Below are 20,284 nucleotides of genomic sequence, written 5' to 3' on the forward strand. Positions count from 1 at the left end.
CTATTAGATCAGGTTGTAACTCCTTTGTACAATATAAAATTATTGCGCAAGTTACATATACGTCTTTTAAAATAATGTTTTATATGATAAACCGTGGGCTATTACTCGGGGTAAAAGTTGACCATCCGATTGACTTTATTGAAAAAATAAAAAAGCATTTATTTATATGAAGGTGGAAGTGCATTTTTTAACCGAAACCCCATTTATTATCGGAATCATAATGACTGTTATTGGTTTGTTTGTGATGTTTTTAATCTTCAAACCAAACAAGAATGAATTGATTGAAATAAAAAACTGGAAAACCAGAGATGAATGGCAAGGCAATGTAATAACTATTGAACCTAAAAGTTGGTCACAAACAGACACCAAATATGGCAACGACTTTTTCTATGATTTTAATGTGCCTCTTACTGTTGCTGGAAAAGAGAATATATATTCTGGTAAAGGATTAGTGCGACCAAATGATATACATAAATTAAAGAAAGGGATTGGGGTAATTGTAAAATATAACGAAGATAAGCCACCAAAAGTTGCTATTATCGATATTTTATATTAGTGGCTTTTATTGGCTTTATGGCTAGATAATCGATGTAATATTGCGCTTTATGATTTTGATATGACATTGCCTGGGCTGTGTTGTGCTTTTTTGTTATTTTTATCATGTGTTATGAAGTATATTTAGGAGTGGGCTAATTATTCTCTATTTATCATATTTCATTGTTTTGTCTGTGTTGTTTCTTTTTTCTTTTATCATTTTTAAGCTTATCATTAAAGATGTTAAAAATAATCAGCGTAAGCGCTATCTGAAGAAGCATGGCATCGAAACGCAAGGTGAAATTACTGATGTCTATACTCGCGGTGGAAATGGCAGTCTATTAATAAATGTCTTTATCACAGTACGCTTTCATAATACGGATGGTCAGGTTTATGAGGGCCAAAGCCGTGACGTGATCAGAGCAGAAGAACTGACGATGTATCGGGTCGGAAATACAATAAAACTGACTTACGAAAAAGAGCAGCCTGGAAATTTTGCACTGCATATGCATAAATCCATTTTTAATTAGCATTGGAAGTAAATTAATACATATTTTTAATGCAGTCTCAGTCCTTTCAAAAGAAGTATAAATACCTACACCATTCTCAATACCGGGTCGGGATCAGGCCCGGTATTTGTTTTATCTGTCGTTTCAAAAGGAACCCAGGCATGAAAATCATTAAGCCTCTGCGCCTGAGCGTACTTAATCGCCCGTTTCGCTGGCAGGGTAAAAATCATCTGGGCGTCACGGTGCTTGCGCTGACTGACATGGGGCAAAAGCCGCAGCTCCGTCCGGAAATGGAGCTGTGGCAACTGGCCGCCAGTGAGTTGCAAACCAGCGGTGGCGTGCTGGATCTGGCCATTCCAAAAGTGCGTGCAGAGTTTCTTGCCACAGGCCATGCATATACCCATCACCAGCACGACAAAACCGCCTGCGCAGCGCGCATTGACGTCGACACGCTGAGCAAATCGCTGGCGGTGTTTGGCGATCGCTATTGGGTTGGAAACCAGATAACGCAACCGCAACCGTTTGAATCAATGCGGCTCGACTGGAGCCGGGCGTTTGGCGGGGAAGGGCACGATGAAAATCCTTATGGCTTAGGGATTCATTCCGAGGTGCATCAGGGACATGAATTCACTCGCTTACCCAATATTGAAGCCATGGCAGGTCGCCTCACTCACGCTAAACAAAAACCCGAACCTGCGGGTTTTGGACCACTCGACATCAGCTGGCCGCGTCGCTTTAGCCGTATGGGAAAAAAGTACGATACCCGCTGGTTGCAGAATGATTTTCCGGGCTTTGCGCGTGATATTGACTGGAAAGTATTCAATGCTGCCAGCCCCGATCAATGGTGGAAGGATCGCGACGCGCTACCGGAACAGGCTGCATGGCGTATCTGGAATATGCATCCACAAAAACCGCTGCAGGAGGGCAAGCTCCCGCCCTGGCAGGCGCGCTGTTTCATCAACCGCCAGCGCGGTGACGAAACGCTTTTCGAAGAGATTGCCCTGCGTGCGACGACGGTATGGTTTTTTCCGCATCTTGAGCAAATGATACTGCTGTGGCAGGGCAGCGTGCGCATCAACGAAGATGACGCGGCTGATGTCATGCAGCTGATGCCCGCGCTGGAGAAACAGGGGGCATCCCGGTCGGTCAGTCATTACCGTAAAGTACTCACGCAGCGTGTTGATAAAGAGAAAGGTGCGCTGTTCTCCTTTCGTGAAAAAGATTTAATTCCGGAAGAGACGATCGGTGCCTGGGTTGATAACCAGGTCGAACAGACATCCAGTCCGATGCGGGAAAACATGCAGAATCGTGCTGCCCTGTTACGTGAACAGCATCGCGCGCGCATGAAGTCCAGCGGCGGCGAAGTCGGTGACCTGCTGAGCGAACCGGAAGAGCCTGAACTGCCCCGACTCGAAGACCTGCCGGAATTCATTGAGAAAATGGAGCTGGAGGCACAGGAGATGCAGGCGAAAGCTGAGCAGCGCAAACGTGAGATGGAAGAAAAGTACCCGCAGAGCCAGAGTGATGAGCATCAGCCGCGGGGGCCGGAAACGCTGTTTCGCATGCAGGAAATGTTGCACCGTAATAAAGACACGCTGAGTGAGAAGAAGCTGGCACAAAGCCGCGATGCGCTGCATCAGATGTACCTAATGTCAGTCAACAGCCAGCCGCCGGCCAGGCGCCTGAAAGGCGATCTGGCACAGATTATCCGTCAGCGCGCGGAGCGCACCCTGGCGCAGGGCGGTAACTTCAGCGGTATGGATCTGACCGGTGCGGATTTTTCGGGTATGGACCTGCGCGGAGCGAACTTCAGCAAAGCGTTGCTGGAGTGCGCCGATTTAAGTCACTGCCAGCTGGACGGCGCCAGCTTTCACAGTGCAATGCTGGCACGCACTGAACTGCATCATACCTCTCTGCGCGGCTGTAATTTTGAAAACGCCACTCTGGTGCTGGCGCAGTGTTGTCACAGCGATTTTTCCGGCGCGCAGTTCAAAGATACGCAACTGCAGGAAACGCTGTTCGATGACTGTACGTTCAGCGACGCCACTTTCAGTGCCCTGCTATTCCGCGAAACTTGGTTTACTCAGTGTCGCTTCCATCGCGCGACACTGCAGAGCTGCGTTTTTATGGAGCTGAACCTTCCCGGTCCTGATTTTTTACAGGCAACGCTCAGTAAGACGACGTTCTTAAAATCCACGCTGGAGCAGGCTTCATTCAGGCAGGCCGTGCTGGACAGCTGCTCGTGGGTAGAGACCCAGGCAAACGGAGCAGACTTTAGCGGTTCAACATGGACAGCCAGCGCAGTCGCTGCCGGCAGTTCTCTGAACGGTGCAGACTTTAGCCAGGCGACGCTGCGCCAGAGTAATCTGCGCCAGACGCCGCTAAACGAGGCGAACTTTACGCTGGCAAAACTGGAGAACAGCGATCTGAGCGAGGCCGTGTGTCAGGCTGCTGATTTCCGGCGCGCCAACATGACGGGCAGTATGTTTGTGCGCACTGATTTTCGTGATGCTGACTTTACCGATGCCAGTCTGATGGGTGCACTACTGCAAAAAAGCCAGCTGGGTGGGGCACGGTTTCGCGGTGCGAATCTGTTTCGCGCTGATTTATCTCAGGCCTTTACCAGTAATACCACTGAGCTTGACGGCGCGTGGACCAGACGTATCAAGACGCTTCCTAAGCGTGATGGAGAAATTGTATGACCACGCTCAGCGCAGCAGAATTGCAGCAGCGTATTAAGCAGGGCGAGGTAATAGGTGAACTCAGCCTGGAGAACCTGGATTTACGTGGATGCGATCTTGCCGGCGGCGTATTTCAGGACGTTTCACTGGCGGGCGCGGATTTGCAGGGCGCTAATCTGCAGGAAACGGTGTTCACTGAGTGTCAGCTTTCCCGGGTCAGGCTGAATAATGCCAGGCTGCAGCAGACGGTATTCAATCAGTGCGAAATGGCTGGATTACAGGCGACGGACACCCGGCTGACCGAAACCGTATTGAATCAATGTGAACTGACTGACAGTGACTTTTCTCGCTGCGCACTGTTTACTACCCAGTTTATGCAGTGTGCGCTGACACAGAGCCAGTTCACCCAGGCTCTGTTTGACCGCTGCATCTTTTTTGAATCACCGCTGGAGGCGTGCCGCTTCGACAACTGCAAAAGCCTGCTCACCACGTTTTACGGTATTGATTTGCGTCAGACCTCGCTGACCGCCGGCGAATTTGAGCGCACGGTATTTTTCAACTGTGACCAGCGCGGTAAAAATTACGAAAGACAGCGCTTCACCGGCTGCCAGTTCACGGACTGCGCGCTGGATGACGCGCTGTTCAATGGTGCGCACCTTGTGCAGTGCAACTTCAAAGGCGCATCGCTAAAAGCCGCGCAGCTTAATCAGGTGAATGCCAGCCAGGCGTTGTTTATGGAAGCCAACCTCAGCAACGCGCAGTGTAAAGGCAGCCTTTTTGATCAGGCTATTTTTGCCGGTGCGACGCTGATGCACACTGATTTCAGCGGCAGCCGCTTTTTCCAGAGCATCATGCAGCAGGTTAACGCCAGGCAGGCGTTGTTTATTCGCTGCGATCTGACCTACAGCGATTTCTCCGCCGCCGATTTGCGCATGGCCGATCTTCGTGGTGCCACTTTTTCCCGTACGCGTATGCACCGGGCGCGCCAGGAGAACGCTCAGTTCTCTGGCCGTCAGGGCATCATTGAATTTGATGAAGAACTACTGGCTGCAGAGGCCTGGAGCGCTCAGCGCCAGAGCCGCCGTTAAGGAGCAAAATTATGAACAACGTAAATCATAAACTGGCGCAGGCCATTTTACCGCCGGTGCAGTCAGCGGGTGTGGTGACGCACTGCTTCGCTGATGCCAGCCTCACCGTTGAGTGTGAAGGACGTGGCTGGCATTGCCGGCGTGCAGCCAGCTGCGTGATTGCGCCACAGGTGGGAGACACGGTGCTGGTGACCAGCGTCGAAAACCAGATCTGGCTGCTGGCGGTGCTGGAGCGTGCGAATGCGCAACAGGCTGAGCTGAGCGTGCCTGGTGATTTACATATTCACAGTACGGGGGAGCTGAGCCTGAGCAGTTCCGCGCTGCGCATCAGCGCTGAACAGGGTGATTGCCACATCAGCGACATGAATTACAGCGGTGATAAGATCTCTGCCTGGGTTAGCCTTTCGCGCATCGTTGGCAAGCGTGCGGAATCGGTGTGGCAAACCATTACGCAGGTCAGCCATAACCTGCTACGTACCACCCGTAATACTGAACAGGTCCGGGCCGGTCAGCTTGATATGAAAGCTGAAGATTACGCCCGCCTGCATGCCAGCAATACGGTTATCACCTCAAAAGCCATTACGAAAGTCGACTCTGAACAGATTCATATGGGTTAAGGAGCAACAATGTTCGCAAACTGTCAGCTATTTGGCGTGGATTTAGCTTTTCCGGATGTCTGCCTGACACCCACACCTGCGCCGGTACCGATCCCTTATCCGGACATTGCCCTGGGGCCTACCGCTATTCCTAATGCGCTGAACATCCTGTTTATGGGGATGCCTGCGCATAATATGGCAACCGTCACGCCACTGACGAACGGCGATAACCCTGGAGTAGCAACGGGTGTGGCATCGGGTACGGTAATGGGCCCATCGCGCCACCTTACCGGGTCATTCACCGTATTACTCAAAGGCACGCCGGCAACCCGCTTGACCAGCATGAGCCTGCAAAACTCCACCAATGCGATTGGCATGCGAATCGTGCCAAGTCAGTTCAAAGTGCTGATGCTGGCACCCTAAGCCAGTACCTTTTGCCAATAGGATGAGACTGTAGGAAAGTTGCTGCCCGGATGATTCAGGAGATGAGCACTACCGTTCAGGCATTCAATAGCGTTACATCACAACTTATCGTGTTTGATTGTTTACCAACAATTGAAGTTTTTATCATTTTGAGAATGGTGGTATGCAGATAAAGCAAAAGCAAACCATTCTTCTCTTTGAGGATGAGCCAGGCGGGAAGGAGATCGTCTGTTAGATAGGTACTTGCCCTGGACATTTTAGTGAATATTATCAAAAGCAGTATCGGGCAATTATCGATAGCATTAAGTTTAATTCACAAAATAATGAGGTCGAGTCTGCTCCGGATGAAGCGGAGGTTTTATACCCACCTGGCACTAAGTTTAAAGTCGTAAATTGTGTAGATGTAGATGGGCAGCTTTTCTTGAGTTATGAGGAGTTATAATGATTGATCTCAGGATGTCAGATTTTGAACTTAAGATTTATGCCAGAAAATATGCTTATTTGGTTCCAGAAGCTTCACGACAAATGAAAAATAGAATGTCATATGAGCCGCAGCCAATGCCAGATGAGGTACAGAGTAAACCTGAGTGGATGCAGACATTAAAACAGAAAAACTCTGATCATGATTCATTGGATAAAGCAAAAGGGTTGCTTTTAGGGCTTGCTGTAGGTGATGCGGTAGGAACAACTCTCGAATTTCAGCCTCGAGATAAATATAAAATTGATGACATGCTTGGGGGAGGACCTTTCAATCTTAGTGCTGGAGAATGGACAGATGATACTTCAATGGCACTCTGCCTGGCTGAAACATACATCAATAGAGGGTTTTGTGATACCGACTTTTTCAGAGAAAGGCTGATTGATTGGTATAAAAAGGGGCACAACAGTTCAAATGGAACGTGTTTTGATATAGGAAATGCAACTCGCTTTGCATTGGAACAGGTAATATCTAATGGTCCAGATTGGGTTGGTAACACATCTCCAGATTCAGCGGGTAATGCAGCTCTGATACGCCATGCTCCTGTAGCTATTTTTAGAATGAAATCTTTTATTGATGGATGGAGAGATGCGAGTATTCAAAGCATGGCGACACACTCAGCTCCTGAATCTATTAATGGATGTCAGTTTTTTAATGTTGTCCTGCATTATCTGCTCAATGGATATAGTAAGGAAGAGGCTTTTTCACCCCACAAAATGTCAGCATTAGTCCGCATATTAATAATCAACGCTGGCGAGTACAAATCAAAATCTCGCGATCAGATTAGGTCAACAGGCTATGTTATTGACACTTTAGAAGCGGCTCTGTGGGCTGTATGGCATGCTGATAACTTTAAGGATGCCATTTTGCTGGCTGCAAATCTTGCTGACGACGCAGACAGCGTAGCAGCCACTGCAGGCCAGCTCGCTGGAGCATTATATGGTTTCTCAGGCATTCCGAAAGAATGGCGCGATAAAATAGTTTATAAAGATAAAATTATCGATTTTGCAGAAAAAATTTTCACACTGTCACCAGACGAAATGGATTAATCTAAAATAAAATTTAGCAATAGGTCTAAATTTTCGGGAGTGTGTCACTACCTTCACTTGATACATGGTCGGTTAAGAACAAACCATACCAAACAGAAGGTGGAGCAATATTATCGAAGGGCGATCTTGAAGCTGTAATAAAAACTGAGGGGGTGAAGAAAGGGGGGGTTACAACGTGATAGATTTAACAACTGGAGATAAATTGTAATGAGTAAATTGAAAATTGCAATCAATCCTTGGGATTTTACGCTATATAAATGTGATGATTATTATTATGTTATGAAGGTGATTTTCAGTGAGGGGGATTATAAAGTTGATGTCGAGAGGTATTTTATTGTAACTGACCTCATTAACTCTAATGAAACTGAAGGTCTCAAAAAAATTTCGAGTGAAATAAGAAGTAATTATGCTGTTTTTAAAGATAAAGAGATAAGTAAAAAAGACTTCAATTTAATTTAATTGGCGAGGTTTTTATTTTGTATGATTAACCTTGGCAAAGTTTTGTGTTATTTATCAAGGCAGGTGATCAGCCATGGCTTAAGCTGGTAAGTTGCTTATCTGGTATAACTTGAGATAAGGACGTTGGTGGTGTGATGATTGATCTAAAAAAAGATGATTTTGAGATTTATCTCTACGCAGAGCGATATTCACATTTAATCCCTAAAGTATCCCGGCAGCTTAAAAATAGAATGGAGTACGAACCTAAGGTTTTATGTGAGGACTCAAAAGACAAAAGCAAACCGGAATGGATGATGTCATTGCCTCAAAGAGTTACTGATCACGAAGTATTAGATAAGTGTAAAGGTGCTTTAATGGGGCTGGCTGTTGGCGATGCTATTGGTACCACGCTGGAGTATATTCCAAGAGATAGGGCTAGCGTACATGATATGATTGGAAAGGGTCCATTTAACCTCAAGCCCGGAGAATGGACTGACGATACTTCAATGGCTTTGTGCCTCGCTGAAACTTATCTTGAAAGCAGGAAGTGCGACACAGATAAATTCAGGGATAAACTCATTAGCTGGTACAAAAAAGGCACAAATAGTTCCAGTGGAACATTTTTTGATATAGGGAATACAACACGATTTGCTCTTGAACAAACAATGATTAATGGCTCTTGTTGGTTTGGAAATACATCCCCTGATACAGCGGGAAATGCAGCACTGATCCGGCATACTCCAACAGCTATTTTCCGCAGGAAATCTTTGATTGATGGTTGGAGAGATGCTGCTATTCAAAGTCGGGCAACACATGGGGCTGCTGAATCAATAGACAGTTGCCGTTTTTTTAATATAATTCTACATTATTTGTTGAACGGTTACGGAAAAGATGAAAGCTTTTCCCCACATGTAATGTCTACTTCACTTCGTGTACTAATTATTAATGCTGGTGAATATAAGTTAAAGCACCGTGAACAAATCCGATCTTCTGGTTATGTCATTGATACTCTTGAAGCAGCGATGTGGGCGGTTTGGCATACAAATAGTTTCAAAGATGCAGTATTACTTGCTGCTAACTTAGCTGATGATGCGGATAGTGTCGCCGCAACTGCTGGACAATTAGCTGGTGCTTTATATGGGTTGTCAGGTATTCCTGATGAATGGATAAACAAGATAGCTTTTAAAGATAAAATTCTTTCTCATGCTGAGGCTCTATACTCTATGGCTCCGGATGAAGTCGATTAACTATATTTTTTATTTTTAAAACCACGAAATTAACAACGCATCGATCACGAGTGCTGATAGTGGTGATGTTTTTATCTTCACTGGCTGTACCTGTCTTTTAGATAGTGGTTGAACGATATTTTATAGAGTGGGTGTATAGTGAATTACATCGATTCCGTTTTTTTGATAGTGATTTGACTATATATGGAATGAGGTTTTTTAGTGACAAAGATTGACTTTTGTTGGTATTAAATTTACTGGTGTCTTGCTATCTGTTTTTTTGTAAGGTTGAATGTTATCTTTAATTTTATCATGCTTTTCATAAGCGTTATAATTCCAAAGGAATTTTGACGCTTATGATTAATGTGTAATAAGTACAATTCAATGACTTTTTGGAGCTGTAAAGGGTGTGATTTAGTTGGATTGCGTGCTTATGCTTTATGGTGTCTTGTTTGGCAGTGCTATCTAAACTGGTTTAGATATTTTAAATATTGACTTGTGAAGTTACAGGCGCGGCATGGAGCGCTAGGGGCGTCAATAGGCGTTGCAGCTTATTTCAATAAAAAATTATTCGGTCACGCTTAAAGCCAACGACAGAATTGCTTTGTTATTGAGATTAGCGTGCGAAGTGGATTTGAAAGTTGTCATAAAGCGTTTACACGATCTGCTTTTTGATAAAAAGGGAACGTTTAGATAAAATTGCAAGCAACAGTGGGGCAGATGGCGCTATCTTTAACGGTTGGGCAACGGTTTTGATTAGAGTTTAAATATACATTGGTTGATTTTAAGATGAAAATATTAGCATTTTTCTTTTTTCGGATTGTAACAGTCTATTATGTCTGGAATGGAAAGGATTTTTATAATAATAAAGAATGGGCAGGGTTTGGTAAGATGTTTATAAGTGTTCTGGCTGGTATTGTAGTGCTTGCCTTTGTGCTTAAAGGTTTAGTGTTAATTGTTCCCGGCTTCAGTAATGGTCTTGCTGGGGATTTGATGGAAGAAATAGGTGTTTCTTTTATATTTGTTCTTGGCATGAAGTTTATGATTATAATGATTTGCGCTTTATTTAGTGGTATTGTGGCTTTTCAAGAAAAATATAACGCTGATAATTATGCCCGCGTTTCACCGGCTACCAGTAAGTTGGTGCCTGGCATGCTCATCTTTGCCAAGTGTGTGGTTTCTCTTGGCTCTATAGTGATTTATTACGGTATTTGGCTGGCGAATTAAATTAAGAAGGGAAACCATTTATGAATACCGATACAGACTCTGCTTTTCCTCTTGCGCTGGTTTTCTTTAAAGAAGAGATCGGGCAGCACTTCTGAAAATGCCCTTATGCTTCGGTCAGAGAAAAATACTGCATTACCGGGTTGTGCTGACAAAAAGCCTCAAGCTAGCGGAACATTGCCGGTCGTGGTCAATATCTGACTGATTGGACAGTTCCCGAATATGAAATAAGACAAAAGCACTATAAGACCGGGCGTTAATTTTTAGCGTAATGCTTATATGCTGCATTTCACTCCCTGGCGTTTAACCTTCCCCGATGACTCAATCACTTAAATAAGTTACGGAATCTGCTTATGTTCTCACGCATCACCGCGCAACTGCCGATGGACGGCCTGCTGTTCTGGAAACTCACCGGCGCCGAGGCGCTGTCGCAGTCGTTTGAGCTGAACGCCGAGCTGCTGGCCACGGACGCGCGCATCGACCGGCACGCGCTGCTGGGGCAGCCGGTCACGTTCACGCTGCCGACGCAGAGCCTGCTGTCACCGCGCTACCTCAACGGGAAAATCACGCGGGTAGCGGTGCGCAGCGAGGAGCTGAGCGGAACGCGCTACGCGGTGTACCAGCTGCGGGTGGAGCCGGACCTGTGGCCGATGCGCCGCGACCGCAACCTGCGGATATTCCAGGGTCAGACGGTGCCGCAGATAGTGCAGACGCTGCTGCAGGAGAACGGGGTGAACGTGGAGACGCGGCTGGGCAGCAGCTACCGGGTGTGGGAGTACTGCGTGCAGTACCAGGAGAGCAGCTTCGACTTCATCAGCCGGCTGATGGAGCTGGAGGGGATTTACTACTGGTTCCGCCACGAGGCGGAGCGTCACGTGATGGTGCTGTGCGACGGGGCGGACCAGCACGAGGCGTTCGCCGGCTATGAGACGATACCGTACCACGTGACGGCGTCGGGGGGGAGCGTGACGGAGGAGGGCATCAGCCAGTGGTCGCTGTGCGAGAGCGTGACGCCGGGGATGTACAGCACGGACGACTACGACTTCCGCAAGCCGAACGCGTGGATGCTGCAGGCGCGGCAGAACCCGGTGTCGCCGGTGCCGGGTGCGGTGGACGTGTACGACTGGCCGGGCCATTTTGTCGACCACAGCCACGGGGAGTTTTACACGCGCATCCGCCAGGAGGTGTGGCAGGTTGCGCACCACAGCGTGAGCGGAACGGGAACGGCGACGGGCATCGCGCCGGGGTACCGGTTCGGCATCGTGAACGCGCCGCACTTCAGCGACAACGGAGAGTACCTGGTGACGTCGGCGCGGTACGACTTTGAGGAGAACGGGTACGCGAGCGGCGGCGGCGGTGCGCGGCACAACATCGCATTCACGGTGCTGCCGTCGTCGGTGACGTACCGCGCGGAGCCGGCGACGGCGTGGCCGAAGACGCATGGTCCGCAGACGGCGAAGGTGGTGGGCCCGGCGGGTGAGTCAATCTGGACGGACCGCTACGGCCGGGTGAAGGTGAAGTTCCACTGGGACCGCCTGGCGAAGGGCGACGACACGAGCTCGTGCTGGGTGCGGGTGTCGAGCGCGTGGGCGGGCCAGGGGTTCGGCGGCGTGCAGATCCCGCGGGTGAACGACGAGGTGGTGGTGGACTTCATCAACGGCGACCCGGACCGGCCGCTGATCATCGGTCGCGTGTACAACGAGGCGAGCATGCCGCCGTGGGCGCTGCCGGCGGCGGCGACGCAGATGGGGTTTTTGAGCCGTTCGAAGGACGGCACGGCGGACACGGCAAACGCGCTGCGCTTCGAGGACAAGGCGGGCGAGGAGCATCTTTGGATCCAGGCGCAGAAAAACATGGATACGCACGTTAAAAACGATGCCAGCCACTCGGTCGCCAACAACCACAGCCATTATGCTGGCGGCAATGAGCTGTACCGCGTTGAGACCAACCGTGTACACGGTATCAAAGGCGGCGAGGAGCTCCTGACCGGACAAGGCAAGCTGGACGCGGCAGTTGATACTTATGTTCTGGGATCCGGCACCAAACTGCGTCTGGAGTGCGGTGAAAGCGCTATTGAACTCAACGCTAACGGTCACATTAATATCGTCGGTAAAGGCTTCAATATTTTCGTGCAGGGTGATGGCCATATTACAACATCCGGCGGCAAGCTGAACCTGAATACTGACGGTGCAAAGCCCGGCACCGGTGCGCCTGGTGCCGATCACAAACAGAATATCAGTAAAGCGGTGGAGAACCTGTTCCCCCCTAAACAGAAAGGACAGGCGGCTCCGGCTGCGCCGAAAGCTGCGGTCTCTGCTGCCGCTAAGCCGACCGCTGCACCTGTAGCAAATCACCCCGCTCGCAAAGCACGCCCGTTACCAGCAGATAAACAAGCTTTTTTTGATAAGGTCTATGCTGCAGCTAAGATCAGTGAAAAGAAAACGGGCGTTCCGGCAGAAGTCACTACGGCGCAGGCGATCCTTGAATCAAGCTGGGGAGACTTGGTTCCATTTGATAAGAAAACGAATACAAGTAGTAACAATATTTTTGGAATAAAATCATTTGGTTCTAAAAATGCTGCGGAAACCGTAACGCATGAGTATGTCAACGGTAAGAAAATCAAAATTGTTGATAGCTTTGCAACTTATGGATCGGTTGAAGAGAGTATTGAACAGCATGGTCAGTTTTTGATGGATAATAAACGTTACAGTAGTCTTTTCAAATCTTCAGACCCTGTTGAATGGGCGAAGGGGCTACAAGAGAAAGGCTATGCAACAGATCCGGAGTATGCTAAAAAACTTATCGGGATTATGAAAGGTAGAGGGATGATATGATTAGGTTTTTAATGGCGATGATGATTGCCTTGCCCCTGGTTGCTTCAGCTAATGATTTTTGTGCAAAGTTAGATAAGTCAGGGATTTCTAACGGGGACCGGTTTGATAATACTGATAATCTGTACAAAGTCGGAGGGAAAGGACATTTGCAGTTTTATTCAGCGCCTGATGAAAAGTGTTTATTAAAAGGGACATTTGTTGTGCCAAATGATGATCTTTATGCCTATGTTGAGCAGAATGGATTTTATCGGGTCATGTACCTCACTAACGATGGTGATCAAATCATGGGCTGGGTTAAAAAAGACAGATTGCTTGCAACCCACAAGGGTTTGGCTCCTGACTATAACAACCCCAATTAATTATTTTGCTCAACCTCCTGGGCTGCCAGGGGGGAGTGTTATGTAATCAATTGTCCATACGATAAAGTGCGCTGGCCATCATAGAGGTTTTTCTATTTTTGGTGATTTATATAGCTACAATAACCCCGATAATTACTGCAATATAAACTTCTCTATGCGTTGGAGATTAGCGTACAGATTGAATTTCGAAGCCAAGGTTAGCTGGAGCCCCTATTAATGTCGCTTCCGAATATGATTAAGAAATATATTTTTTCAAAAAAAGCCTGCTTTTTCTCAATGATATTGCTTTCTTTTGCGGCTCCTGTATGGGCTGCGATAGATTTCAACGGTGAGTGGTCTGGTACTGCGGGTAATGAAAATAGCTCCGATTATTCCACGTTAAATATCAAGCTCAGACAAGTTGATGGGAAGGTTGTTGGGCGCTACTGCTACATTAAGAATAGTTGAGTGCCCTGATGGTGATGAGAATAACTTACATGGCGTTGTGAAGAATAATAAAGCTAATGTGCAATTTGACTCTGTCTTTGGTGGTAAAAATGGAGAGGCTGAGTTGACATTAAATAATAACGCCATGCTTTGGCATTTAATTGTACTGCCGAGCCATGGTGAGTTTTATGCTCCCAAAGATTTTTCTCTTAAAAAGATAGAGCCAAATAGAAATGCAATGTTAAAAAGCAGGGTTTTTTCGACATCAGGATTCACCGTGACTCTTGTAAATAACTGTGGGGGTTTTTATACCAGTTGTAAAAGTGTAAAGTATTATGGCATAAGAAATAGCGATGGTAGCCAGATTTCACTTACCGGCCACACAATTGATTCCCCTGATGCAGCCAAAGCAGTTGGTATGATTTTCAATAATGGAAATATAGAGTATGGCATTAATTTTGAGCCGTTGACGCTGACGGTATCAAGAGACAAAAAGGTATTGCTATCACAGGATGGTAAGTGGGAATAAAAATGTCCAGATCATATTTCTTAAAGTGTATCTTGTTTTTTTCTTGTGCCGTTTTTAGTTATTCTGTTCTTTCAGCTAAAAGTAATATCCATTATGAAACTAAAATTGTACTTCAAACTGATGAAGATATTACTGTCCTGACGGTACATAAAGCTATCAGGGATAATAAGCTATCGTTATTACGCGATCATTGTTTAGCATATGATTATGATGATGTCTCTGACAGTAAATATTTCATTATCGATGTTCGAGAGGATAAACGCTATGCTATTTGTGGTGGAGACCCAAATACTTCTGTACATCTTTTTCGTTTTAAAGTCGATAAGAAAAATTATTCTTTGTTAACTGATGCAGGATCTGATAACGGAGTTTTTCATCCAGTTAAAAAGTAATTCCTACGGGGTTTTATTGCTCTTTTAGTCGGCTTTATCATCCGGAACGAACATCTGTGAGTGTTATTAAAATTCGGCTTGTCGGGTAAGTTGATGCGTATAAAATTAGCTTTATTTAGTGTTGTGGCAGTTTTGGCTTTCGGCATGTTGTCAGCCAGAGCAGACGTAGTGATGTCTGATTATAATAGCCTTGAGAAAGTTTCATCCGTTTTTAGCAACAAAGAGGTACTGCTGAAGCTAAAAAGCATTTTGGGTCCTGATTACGATACCTTCAGTCAAAACTTTGATGTATATGGTGAACCGCACCTGACATCAGCAGGCGGATTGTTTGTGGAAGGCTGGTTAAGAGATCTCTACCTGGAACAGGCTTCAGCCGTTGTAATACAACCTGATGGCAGGACCTATGCTGCATGGACAGATGCTAATACGGGCAAAATAAGTTATCGATGTAATGACAATACTGAGAAAAATTTGCAATCGGATATTGCTGCCTGGGCAAAGCGTTTCAATAGCGACCCTGCGGGGGACTCTGCAGGTAACTTACAAGTAAACTGTACCAGTAAACCTCTTTCAGCCTCCGACTTCAGTGTGGAAATCAATCATTATCGTGTCTCACTGGGAGACGAATGGGATAATCTGACAAAGCAGCACGCTGGAGTGCCGATTGCTGAAAGCTACGCTGGCGACAGACCTTCAGAAGCCGGAAATTATCATTATTATCAGTATAAATATCCAGGTTTTGATATTTACTCTTCCAATTTGAACTGGGAAAAAGAGCATCGCGACAGTGATAGCTATATCATAGCGCAAATCACCCTTAATTCGCCGGGAATCAAAACGTACAGAGGTGTTTCAGTTGGTGACAGCGAAAGCGCTCTGCAGCGTCGTTATGGCAAAGGCGCTGTTGATGACAGTGATGATCAATACTGGATTTATTACGAGGGTGATGGAAAGCGTCTCTTATTTCAGATTGAAGAACATCGCATAAGTCATATTATGATGGTTTTTAATGATGCGTAGTGTGTCAATATTAATTACTAGCTCATATGCAAATGAAATTATCTGCTGGCGATGGGGCGGTTTAATTAAGTTCGTTTCGCTAAAGTGATTCCACATAGATCCATCCTCATTTATTCCTCTAACGGATATCCAACATGCACTACCAATTCAACGAGGGCGCGTTCGCCCTGTTTCCGGCGGGCTGGCAGGACACCAGCATGAATATTTTGCGCGATGAAGCCACCGGGCTGGCGCTGATCGTCAGCCGTGGGCCAATCGCTGAAGGCAGCGATTTTGAGCAGGAGTTTCACCGTCAGTGGGATACGTTGCGCAGCCAGATGGGCCATGTAGAGCAGAGCGAATTTGCACGTGTGCTGGCGGGAGCCGACAACACGTTGCGCGCCATCGAAGTGGAAACGGCTTTTGATCGCAATGGTCAGGCACTCTGGCAACGTCAGCTGGCAGTAAACGTGCCTGAAACCAATATGTTGATGATATTTACTTTTTCAGCCATGCGGCCTTTTGATGAAGAAGACGGGGCACGCTGGCATGCCTTCAAACAGAGCCTGACGCTGAACGCCCCACGGAAGGGATAATTATGGATAAGCACGCGGCCCGCCAGGGCGATGACATCATTCATTCCAGTATTTTCGCTGATATCACCAGTATCGTCGCTGAAGGTGCGGTCTACGCCGCGATGGGCGCGATTGTTGCCGGTGTGGCTACCGTAGCTGCTCCGCTGGTTGGCGTGGGTGCGCTGGCGGCGGTAGGCAGTAGCTGTCTGCTGAGCGGTATCATCGCAGGTGCGGTGGCGAATGTGGCAGGCATCACGGACGACATCAGCGCGGCTGCGGATGGTATTGGCGACATGCTGTTTCCGCCGTCGCCTGCGGGTGTCATTGCCAGCGGTTCGGATAATGTGATCATCAATGGCTTAGCGGCGGCTCGCGCGGCAGGCGAACTGACGGCAGGCGATACGCCGCCACCGGAAGCGCAGTCGGCCGGATTTTTTGCCGACTATGCCGGCAAACTGCTGGCGGTTGCCGACCAGTTCGCCGGGGCGATGTGGCAGCCGACGATTGCCTCCGCTGCCGCAGGTACCTCGCCGCTGGAACAGGATAAAGTTGCGTGCGAGAAACACAGCGGACCACAGTATCTCGCTGAAGGATCTAAAAGCGTATTTATCAACGGCCAGCCGGCGGCACGTGCTAAAGATCGCACCACCTGTGGCGCGACCATCAGCGATGATGTTTCCGCCAACGTCATCATTGGCGGTGAAACGCTAACGGTGCGGGATATCAAAAGCGGCAAACAGCCCGGTCTGGCGCTGGCGATGATCGGCCTGTCGCTGATCCGCGGTCGCCCCGGTCAGATCCTGAAAAATATGCCGTGCGCGCTGGCAATGGCGGGCGGCGGCATGCTGGCCGATATGTCTATCAACGCGATATTCTCCGCGCTGCACCCGGTACATGCCGCTACCGGCGTGAAAGTGCTGAATGATGATGCCGAGCGTGATTTCTCGCTGCCGGGACGTTTTCCCCTGCGCTGGCAGCGCAGCTATAACAGCCTGACGCAGCGCGCCGGCCTGTTTGGCCGCGGCTGGTCGACGGTGTTCGACAGCTATCTGATGCTGGAAGGCAATCAGGCCACCTGGTTTGATGACAACGGCCGCGAACTGCGTTTTGCCTTGCCCGGTGAAAAAGAGGTGCTTTACAGCATCAGCGAAGGACTGATGGTGCGACGCAATGCGCACGGTGACGTGGCAATCGCTGACGATGACGGCGCGGTTTGGCGCTTGTACAAACCCACCGCCAGAAACCCGCAGCTCTTGCGCCTCGCCTCGCTGAGTGACGAGTACGGCAACGCGCTGGAGATGGGCTGGGATGAGCAGAACCGGCTGGTGCGCATCCATGATGAACCGCTGGCGATTGACGTGACGCTGCACTACAACGACGAACGCCATCCGCAACGCGTTACCGCTGCCAGTCACTTTGACGGTGAACAGCACTGGCCGCTGATGCGCTGGAGCTTTGATGATCACGGCCAGCTGGCCAGCGTCACCGATGCGGCAGGCATTGAGACGCGCCGTTTCCGTTATAACGTGGATGGCCTGATGGTGTGGCACCGCCTGCCGGGCGGGCTGGAGAGTGAGTATCGCTGGCAGCTGTTTGATCACTGGCGGGTGACAGAAAACCGCACCAGCAGCGGCGATGGCTGCCGTATGCATTACGATCTCGCGGCGGGCATTACCCGCGTTTCTACCTACGATGGTCAGCAGCGCGAGCATCACTGGAATGCACAGGGATTGATTACCTGCTACATCGACGAGCGCGGCGAGCAATGGCGCTACGAGTGGGATGACAATGAACTGCTGACGCGCCGTATTGACCCGCTCGGCCATGCGGTGAACTTTACCTATGACGAGCTCGGCAACCGCATTGAAGAGCAGGATGCCGATGGCAATGCGCAGACCACAGAGTGGTTAACGCATCGTGCCCTGCCCAGCGTCATCACCCAGTCTGGCGGCGCTGCCATCCGTTATTACTACGACATTCATCACGGACTGGAACGGGTGGTCGATGCGCTCGGGCACAGCACGCGTTATCTGCGCGATGAGTTTGGGCTGATCACAGAAGAGATTGATGCGGCGGGCAATCGCTATCGCCGTGAGTATAACGATGCCGGGCAGGTCATTCGCGAGACGGACTGCTCCGGCCAGACTACGCGTTACTGTTATCATCCGCTGGGCTGGCTGAGTTGTGTTACAGCAGCCGATGGCGAAGAAACGCGATACTACTATGATGCCGCCGGGCGGCCCCGGCAGATGGAACGTGCTGAAGGCTGGGAAGAACGTCTGGAGTGGAGCGAACGTGGTCTGCCAGTGGCGTATGCCTCGGCAGACGGTAAACGCAGCGAATTCGCTTACGACCAGGCCGGCAGACTGACTCTCTCGCGCAACGCGCAGGGCGAAGAGGTGCAGCGCCGCTGGGACAGCCGTGGACGTTTAATCTCGCTGCAAAATCAGAACGGTGAAAGCTACCACTTCGAATGGGGCGCAGATTCGCTGTTGCTTGCGCAGATCGGGCTGGACGGTGTGGCAACACGCTATGACTACGATGCCGCCGGACGCGCAGTAGCCCGCACTTTCGCCGCCGGTCATCCGCAGGCCATTACGCACCGCTTCGCCTTCAGCCCGGCAGGGCAACTGATGGCACGCATCACCCCGGAAGGCCAGACGCGCTATGACTATACCGCGGCGGGCCAGCTGGCAAGCGTAGCGCAGCATCTGCCGCTGGGGGAAAACCAGTGGAGCCGTGAAGCCGAGCAGGCGATTACCTTCGCGTATGACAAGGCTGGTCGCGTGATAGCGGAGCAGGGCGATCAGGGCAGCCTGGCGTGGCAGTACGACGCGCTGGGCAACTGCACTGCGCTGACGTTGCCGGATGGCCGCCAGCTGAAACAGTTGTATTACGGCAGTGGCCATCTGCTGAGCATTGCGCTGGATAACCTGCCGGTCAGCGAATTTACGCGCGATACGCTGCACCGCGAGCTGAGCCGCAGTCAGGGCGGACTGACCACGCGCAGCGATTACGATCGGCTAGGTCGGCTGGTGCGTCGCGATGTGTTCGACGGTGAGGCACAGCGCCCGGCACCGCGCCGCTGGTCACGCCGGCGTGATTTCGACTACGGCAACAACCTGATCCGCGAACAGCGCGACGACAATCCTTTCAGCCAGACGCTCTGGCACTACGACAGCGCGGGCCGTCTGCTGGCGCAGGAAGGTGCACAGCCCGGTAATGATACGTGGCAGTGGGATGGCGCGGGCAATCCGCTGGACCGCAGCTCGGCAGCAGCGGTAACGTACAACCGTGTTACGCAGCTGAACGGCATCCGCTGGCGCTACGACGTGCACGGTCGCACCAGTGAAAAGGATGATGGTCAGACGCGCTGGCGCTACCGCTATGATGACGAGCATCGCCTGATCGAAGTCGTCAGCGAACCGCGCGATCGCAACAAGCCTCAGGTGCAGGTGAGTTTCCGCTACGATCCGCTCGGGCGCCGCATCAGCAAGCGCGTGCAGCGTTTACTGCACGGCAAGCCGGCCGGAGCAGCGACCCTCACCCGCTTCGTCTGGGACGGTTTTCGTCTGCTGCAGGAAATACACGACGAAGTGCCACTGACCTACGTATACAGCGACGCAAACAGCTATGAACCGCTGGCGCGTATTGACGGCAATGAGGGCGCGGAGATTTTCTGGTTCCACAATGCCGCTAACGGTATGCCGGAACGCCTGACAGACAGCGAAGGCCGCATCAGCTGGGAAGGCATCAATAACGCATGGGGCAAACTGCTGCGCGAAACTCATCAGCAACTGCCCGGCTACGACCAGAACCTGCGTATGCAGGGCCAGTACCTGGACCGTGAAACCGGACTGCACTACAATCTGTTTCGTTACTACGACCCGGACAGTGCGCGGTTTACGCAGCAGGACCCGATAG

Annotated in this window: 18 protein-coding genes; all 18 read left to right on the top strand. The window is 49.6% G+C overall.

Features of this window, described 5'->3' with window-relative positions; genetic code table 11:
• The first annotated feature begins 166 nt into the window (after positions 1-166).
• Complete coding sequence (locus tag ERD80_RS15215) at positions 167-556, top strand: hypothetical protein (RefSeq protein ID WP_238561531.1); 390 nt, start codon at positions 167-169, stop codon at positions 554-556.
• Positions 557-728: 172 nt separating this feature from the next.
• Entirely contained in the window at positions 729-1,064 is a 336-nt protein-coding gene (locus tag ERD80_RS15220) for a DUF3592 domain-containing protein (RefSeq protein WP_058771637.1), read from the top strand.
• A 140-nt stretch (positions 1,065-1,204) separates the two neighbouring features.
• Entirely contained in the window at positions 1,205-3,745 is a 2,541-nt protein-coding gene (locus ERD80_RS15225; protein ID WP_058771636.1) for a DUF2169 domain-containing protein, read from the top strand.
• The gene (locus ERD80_RS15230; protein WP_058771635.1) at positions 3,742-4,812 is read left to right on the top strand and encodes a pentapeptide repeat-containing protein; all 1,071 of its coding nucleotides are present in this window, start codon (positions 3,742-3,744) and stop codon (positions 4,810-4,812) included. Before ERD80_RS15225 ends, ERD80_RS15230 begins: the two co-directional genes overlap by 4 nt.
• A gap of 11 nt (positions 4,813-4,823) precedes the next feature.
• A complete protein-coding gene (locus tag ERD80_RS15235; RefSeq protein ID WP_058771634.1) occupies positions 4,824-5,429 on the top strand; it encodes a DUF3540 domain-containing protein in 606 nt (201 codons plus the stop codon).
• Between the two features lie 9 nt (positions 5,430-5,438).
• A complete protein-coding gene (locus tag ERD80_RS15240; RefSeq protein ID WP_014605535.1) occupies positions 5,439-5,831 on the top strand; it encodes a DUF4150 domain-containing protein in 393 nt (130 codons plus the stop codon).
• A 441-nt stretch (positions 5,832-6,272) separates the two neighbouring features.
• On the top strand, positions 6,273-7,358 hold the full coding sequence (gene tri1 / locus ERD80_RS15245; protein ID WP_136547484.1) for an ADP-ribosylarginine hydrolase Tri1: 1,086 nt from the start codon (positions 6,273-6,275) through the stop codon (positions 7,356-7,358).
• A gap of 207 nt (positions 7,359-7,565) precedes the next feature.
• A complete protein-coding gene (locus ERD80_RS15250; RefSeq protein WP_058771740.1) occupies positions 7,566-7,817 on the top strand; it encodes a hypothetical protein in 252 nt (83 codons plus the stop codon).
• 134 nt (positions 7,818-7,951) lie between these two features.
• Positions 7,952-9,043 (top strand): ADP-ribosylarginine hydrolase Tri1, encoded by a 1,092-nt coding sequence (gene tri1 / locus ERD80_RS15255; RefSeq protein WP_136547498.1) that lies wholly within the window; start codon positions 7,952-7,954, stop codon positions 9,041-9,043.
• Between the two features lie 768 nt (positions 9,044-9,811).
• Entirely contained in the window at positions 9,812-10,249 is a 438-nt protein-coding gene (locus ERD80_RS15260; protein ID WP_168926284.1) for a hypothetical protein, read from the top strand.
• 350 nt (positions 10,250-10,599) lie between these two features.
• The gene (gene tssI / locus ERD80_RS15265) at positions 10,600-13,080 is read left to right on the top strand and encodes a type VI secretion system tip protein TssI/VgrG (protein WP_136547488.1); all 2,481 of its coding nucleotides are present in this window, start codon (positions 10,600-10,602) and stop codon (positions 13,078-13,080) included.
• 11 nt (positions 13,081-13,091) lie between these two features.
• Positions 13,092-13,439, top strand: coding sequence for a hypothetical protein (locus tag ERD80_RS15270; protein WP_238561534.1), 348 nt, complete (start codon positions 13,092-13,094; stop codon positions 13,437-13,439).
• A 216-nt stretch (positions 13,440-13,655) separates the two neighbouring features.
• Positions 13,656-13,886, top strand: coding sequence for a hypothetical protein (locus ERD80_RS15275; protein ID WP_136547492.1), 231 nt, complete (start codon positions 13,656-13,658; stop codon positions 13,884-13,886).
• The gene (locus ERD80_RS15280) at positions 13,855-14,394 is read left to right on the top strand and encodes a hypothetical protein (protein ID WP_248295864.1); all 540 of its coding nucleotides are present in this window, start codon (positions 13,855-13,857) and stop codon (positions 14,392-14,394) included. Before ERD80_RS15275 ends, ERD80_RS15280 begins: the two co-directional genes overlap by 32 nt.
• The gene (locus ERD80_RS15285) at positions 14,385-14,786 is read left to right on the top strand and encodes a hypothetical protein (RefSeq protein ID WP_248295865.1); all 402 of its coding nucleotides are present in this window, start codon (positions 14,385-14,387) and stop codon (positions 14,784-14,786) included. The genes ERD80_RS15280 and ERD80_RS15285 overlap by 10 nt, the downstream gene beginning before the upstream one ends.
• 60 nt (positions 14,787-14,846) lie before the next feature.
• The gene (locus tag ERD80_RS22685) at positions 14,847-15,806 is read left to right on the top strand and encodes a hypothetical protein (protein ID WP_211145596.1); all 960 of its coding nucleotides are present in this window, start codon (positions 14,847-14,849) and stop codon (positions 15,804-15,806) included.
• Positions 15,807-15,940: 134 nt separating this feature from the next.
• Positions 15,941-16,381 carry a DcrB-related protein gene (locus ERD80_RS15295; protein ID WP_136547494.1) on the top strand — a complete coding sequence of 147 codons (441 nt, stop codon included), beginning with the start codon at positions 15,941-15,943 and terminating at the stop codon, positions 16,379-16,381.
• Positions 16,382-16,383: 2 nt separating this feature from the next.
• Positions 16,384-20,284 (top strand): DUF6531 domain-containing protein (locus ERD80_RS15300; protein WP_136547496.1); only part of this gene is annotated, 3,901 nt, incomplete at its 3' end.

Origin of the sequence: Pantoea sp. R102, from assembly GCF_004916815.1 — a bacterium.
Taxonomy (GTDB): domain Bacteria; phylum Pseudomonadota; class Gammaproteobacteria; order Enterobacterales; family Enterobacteriaceae; genus Pantoea; species Pantoea dispersa.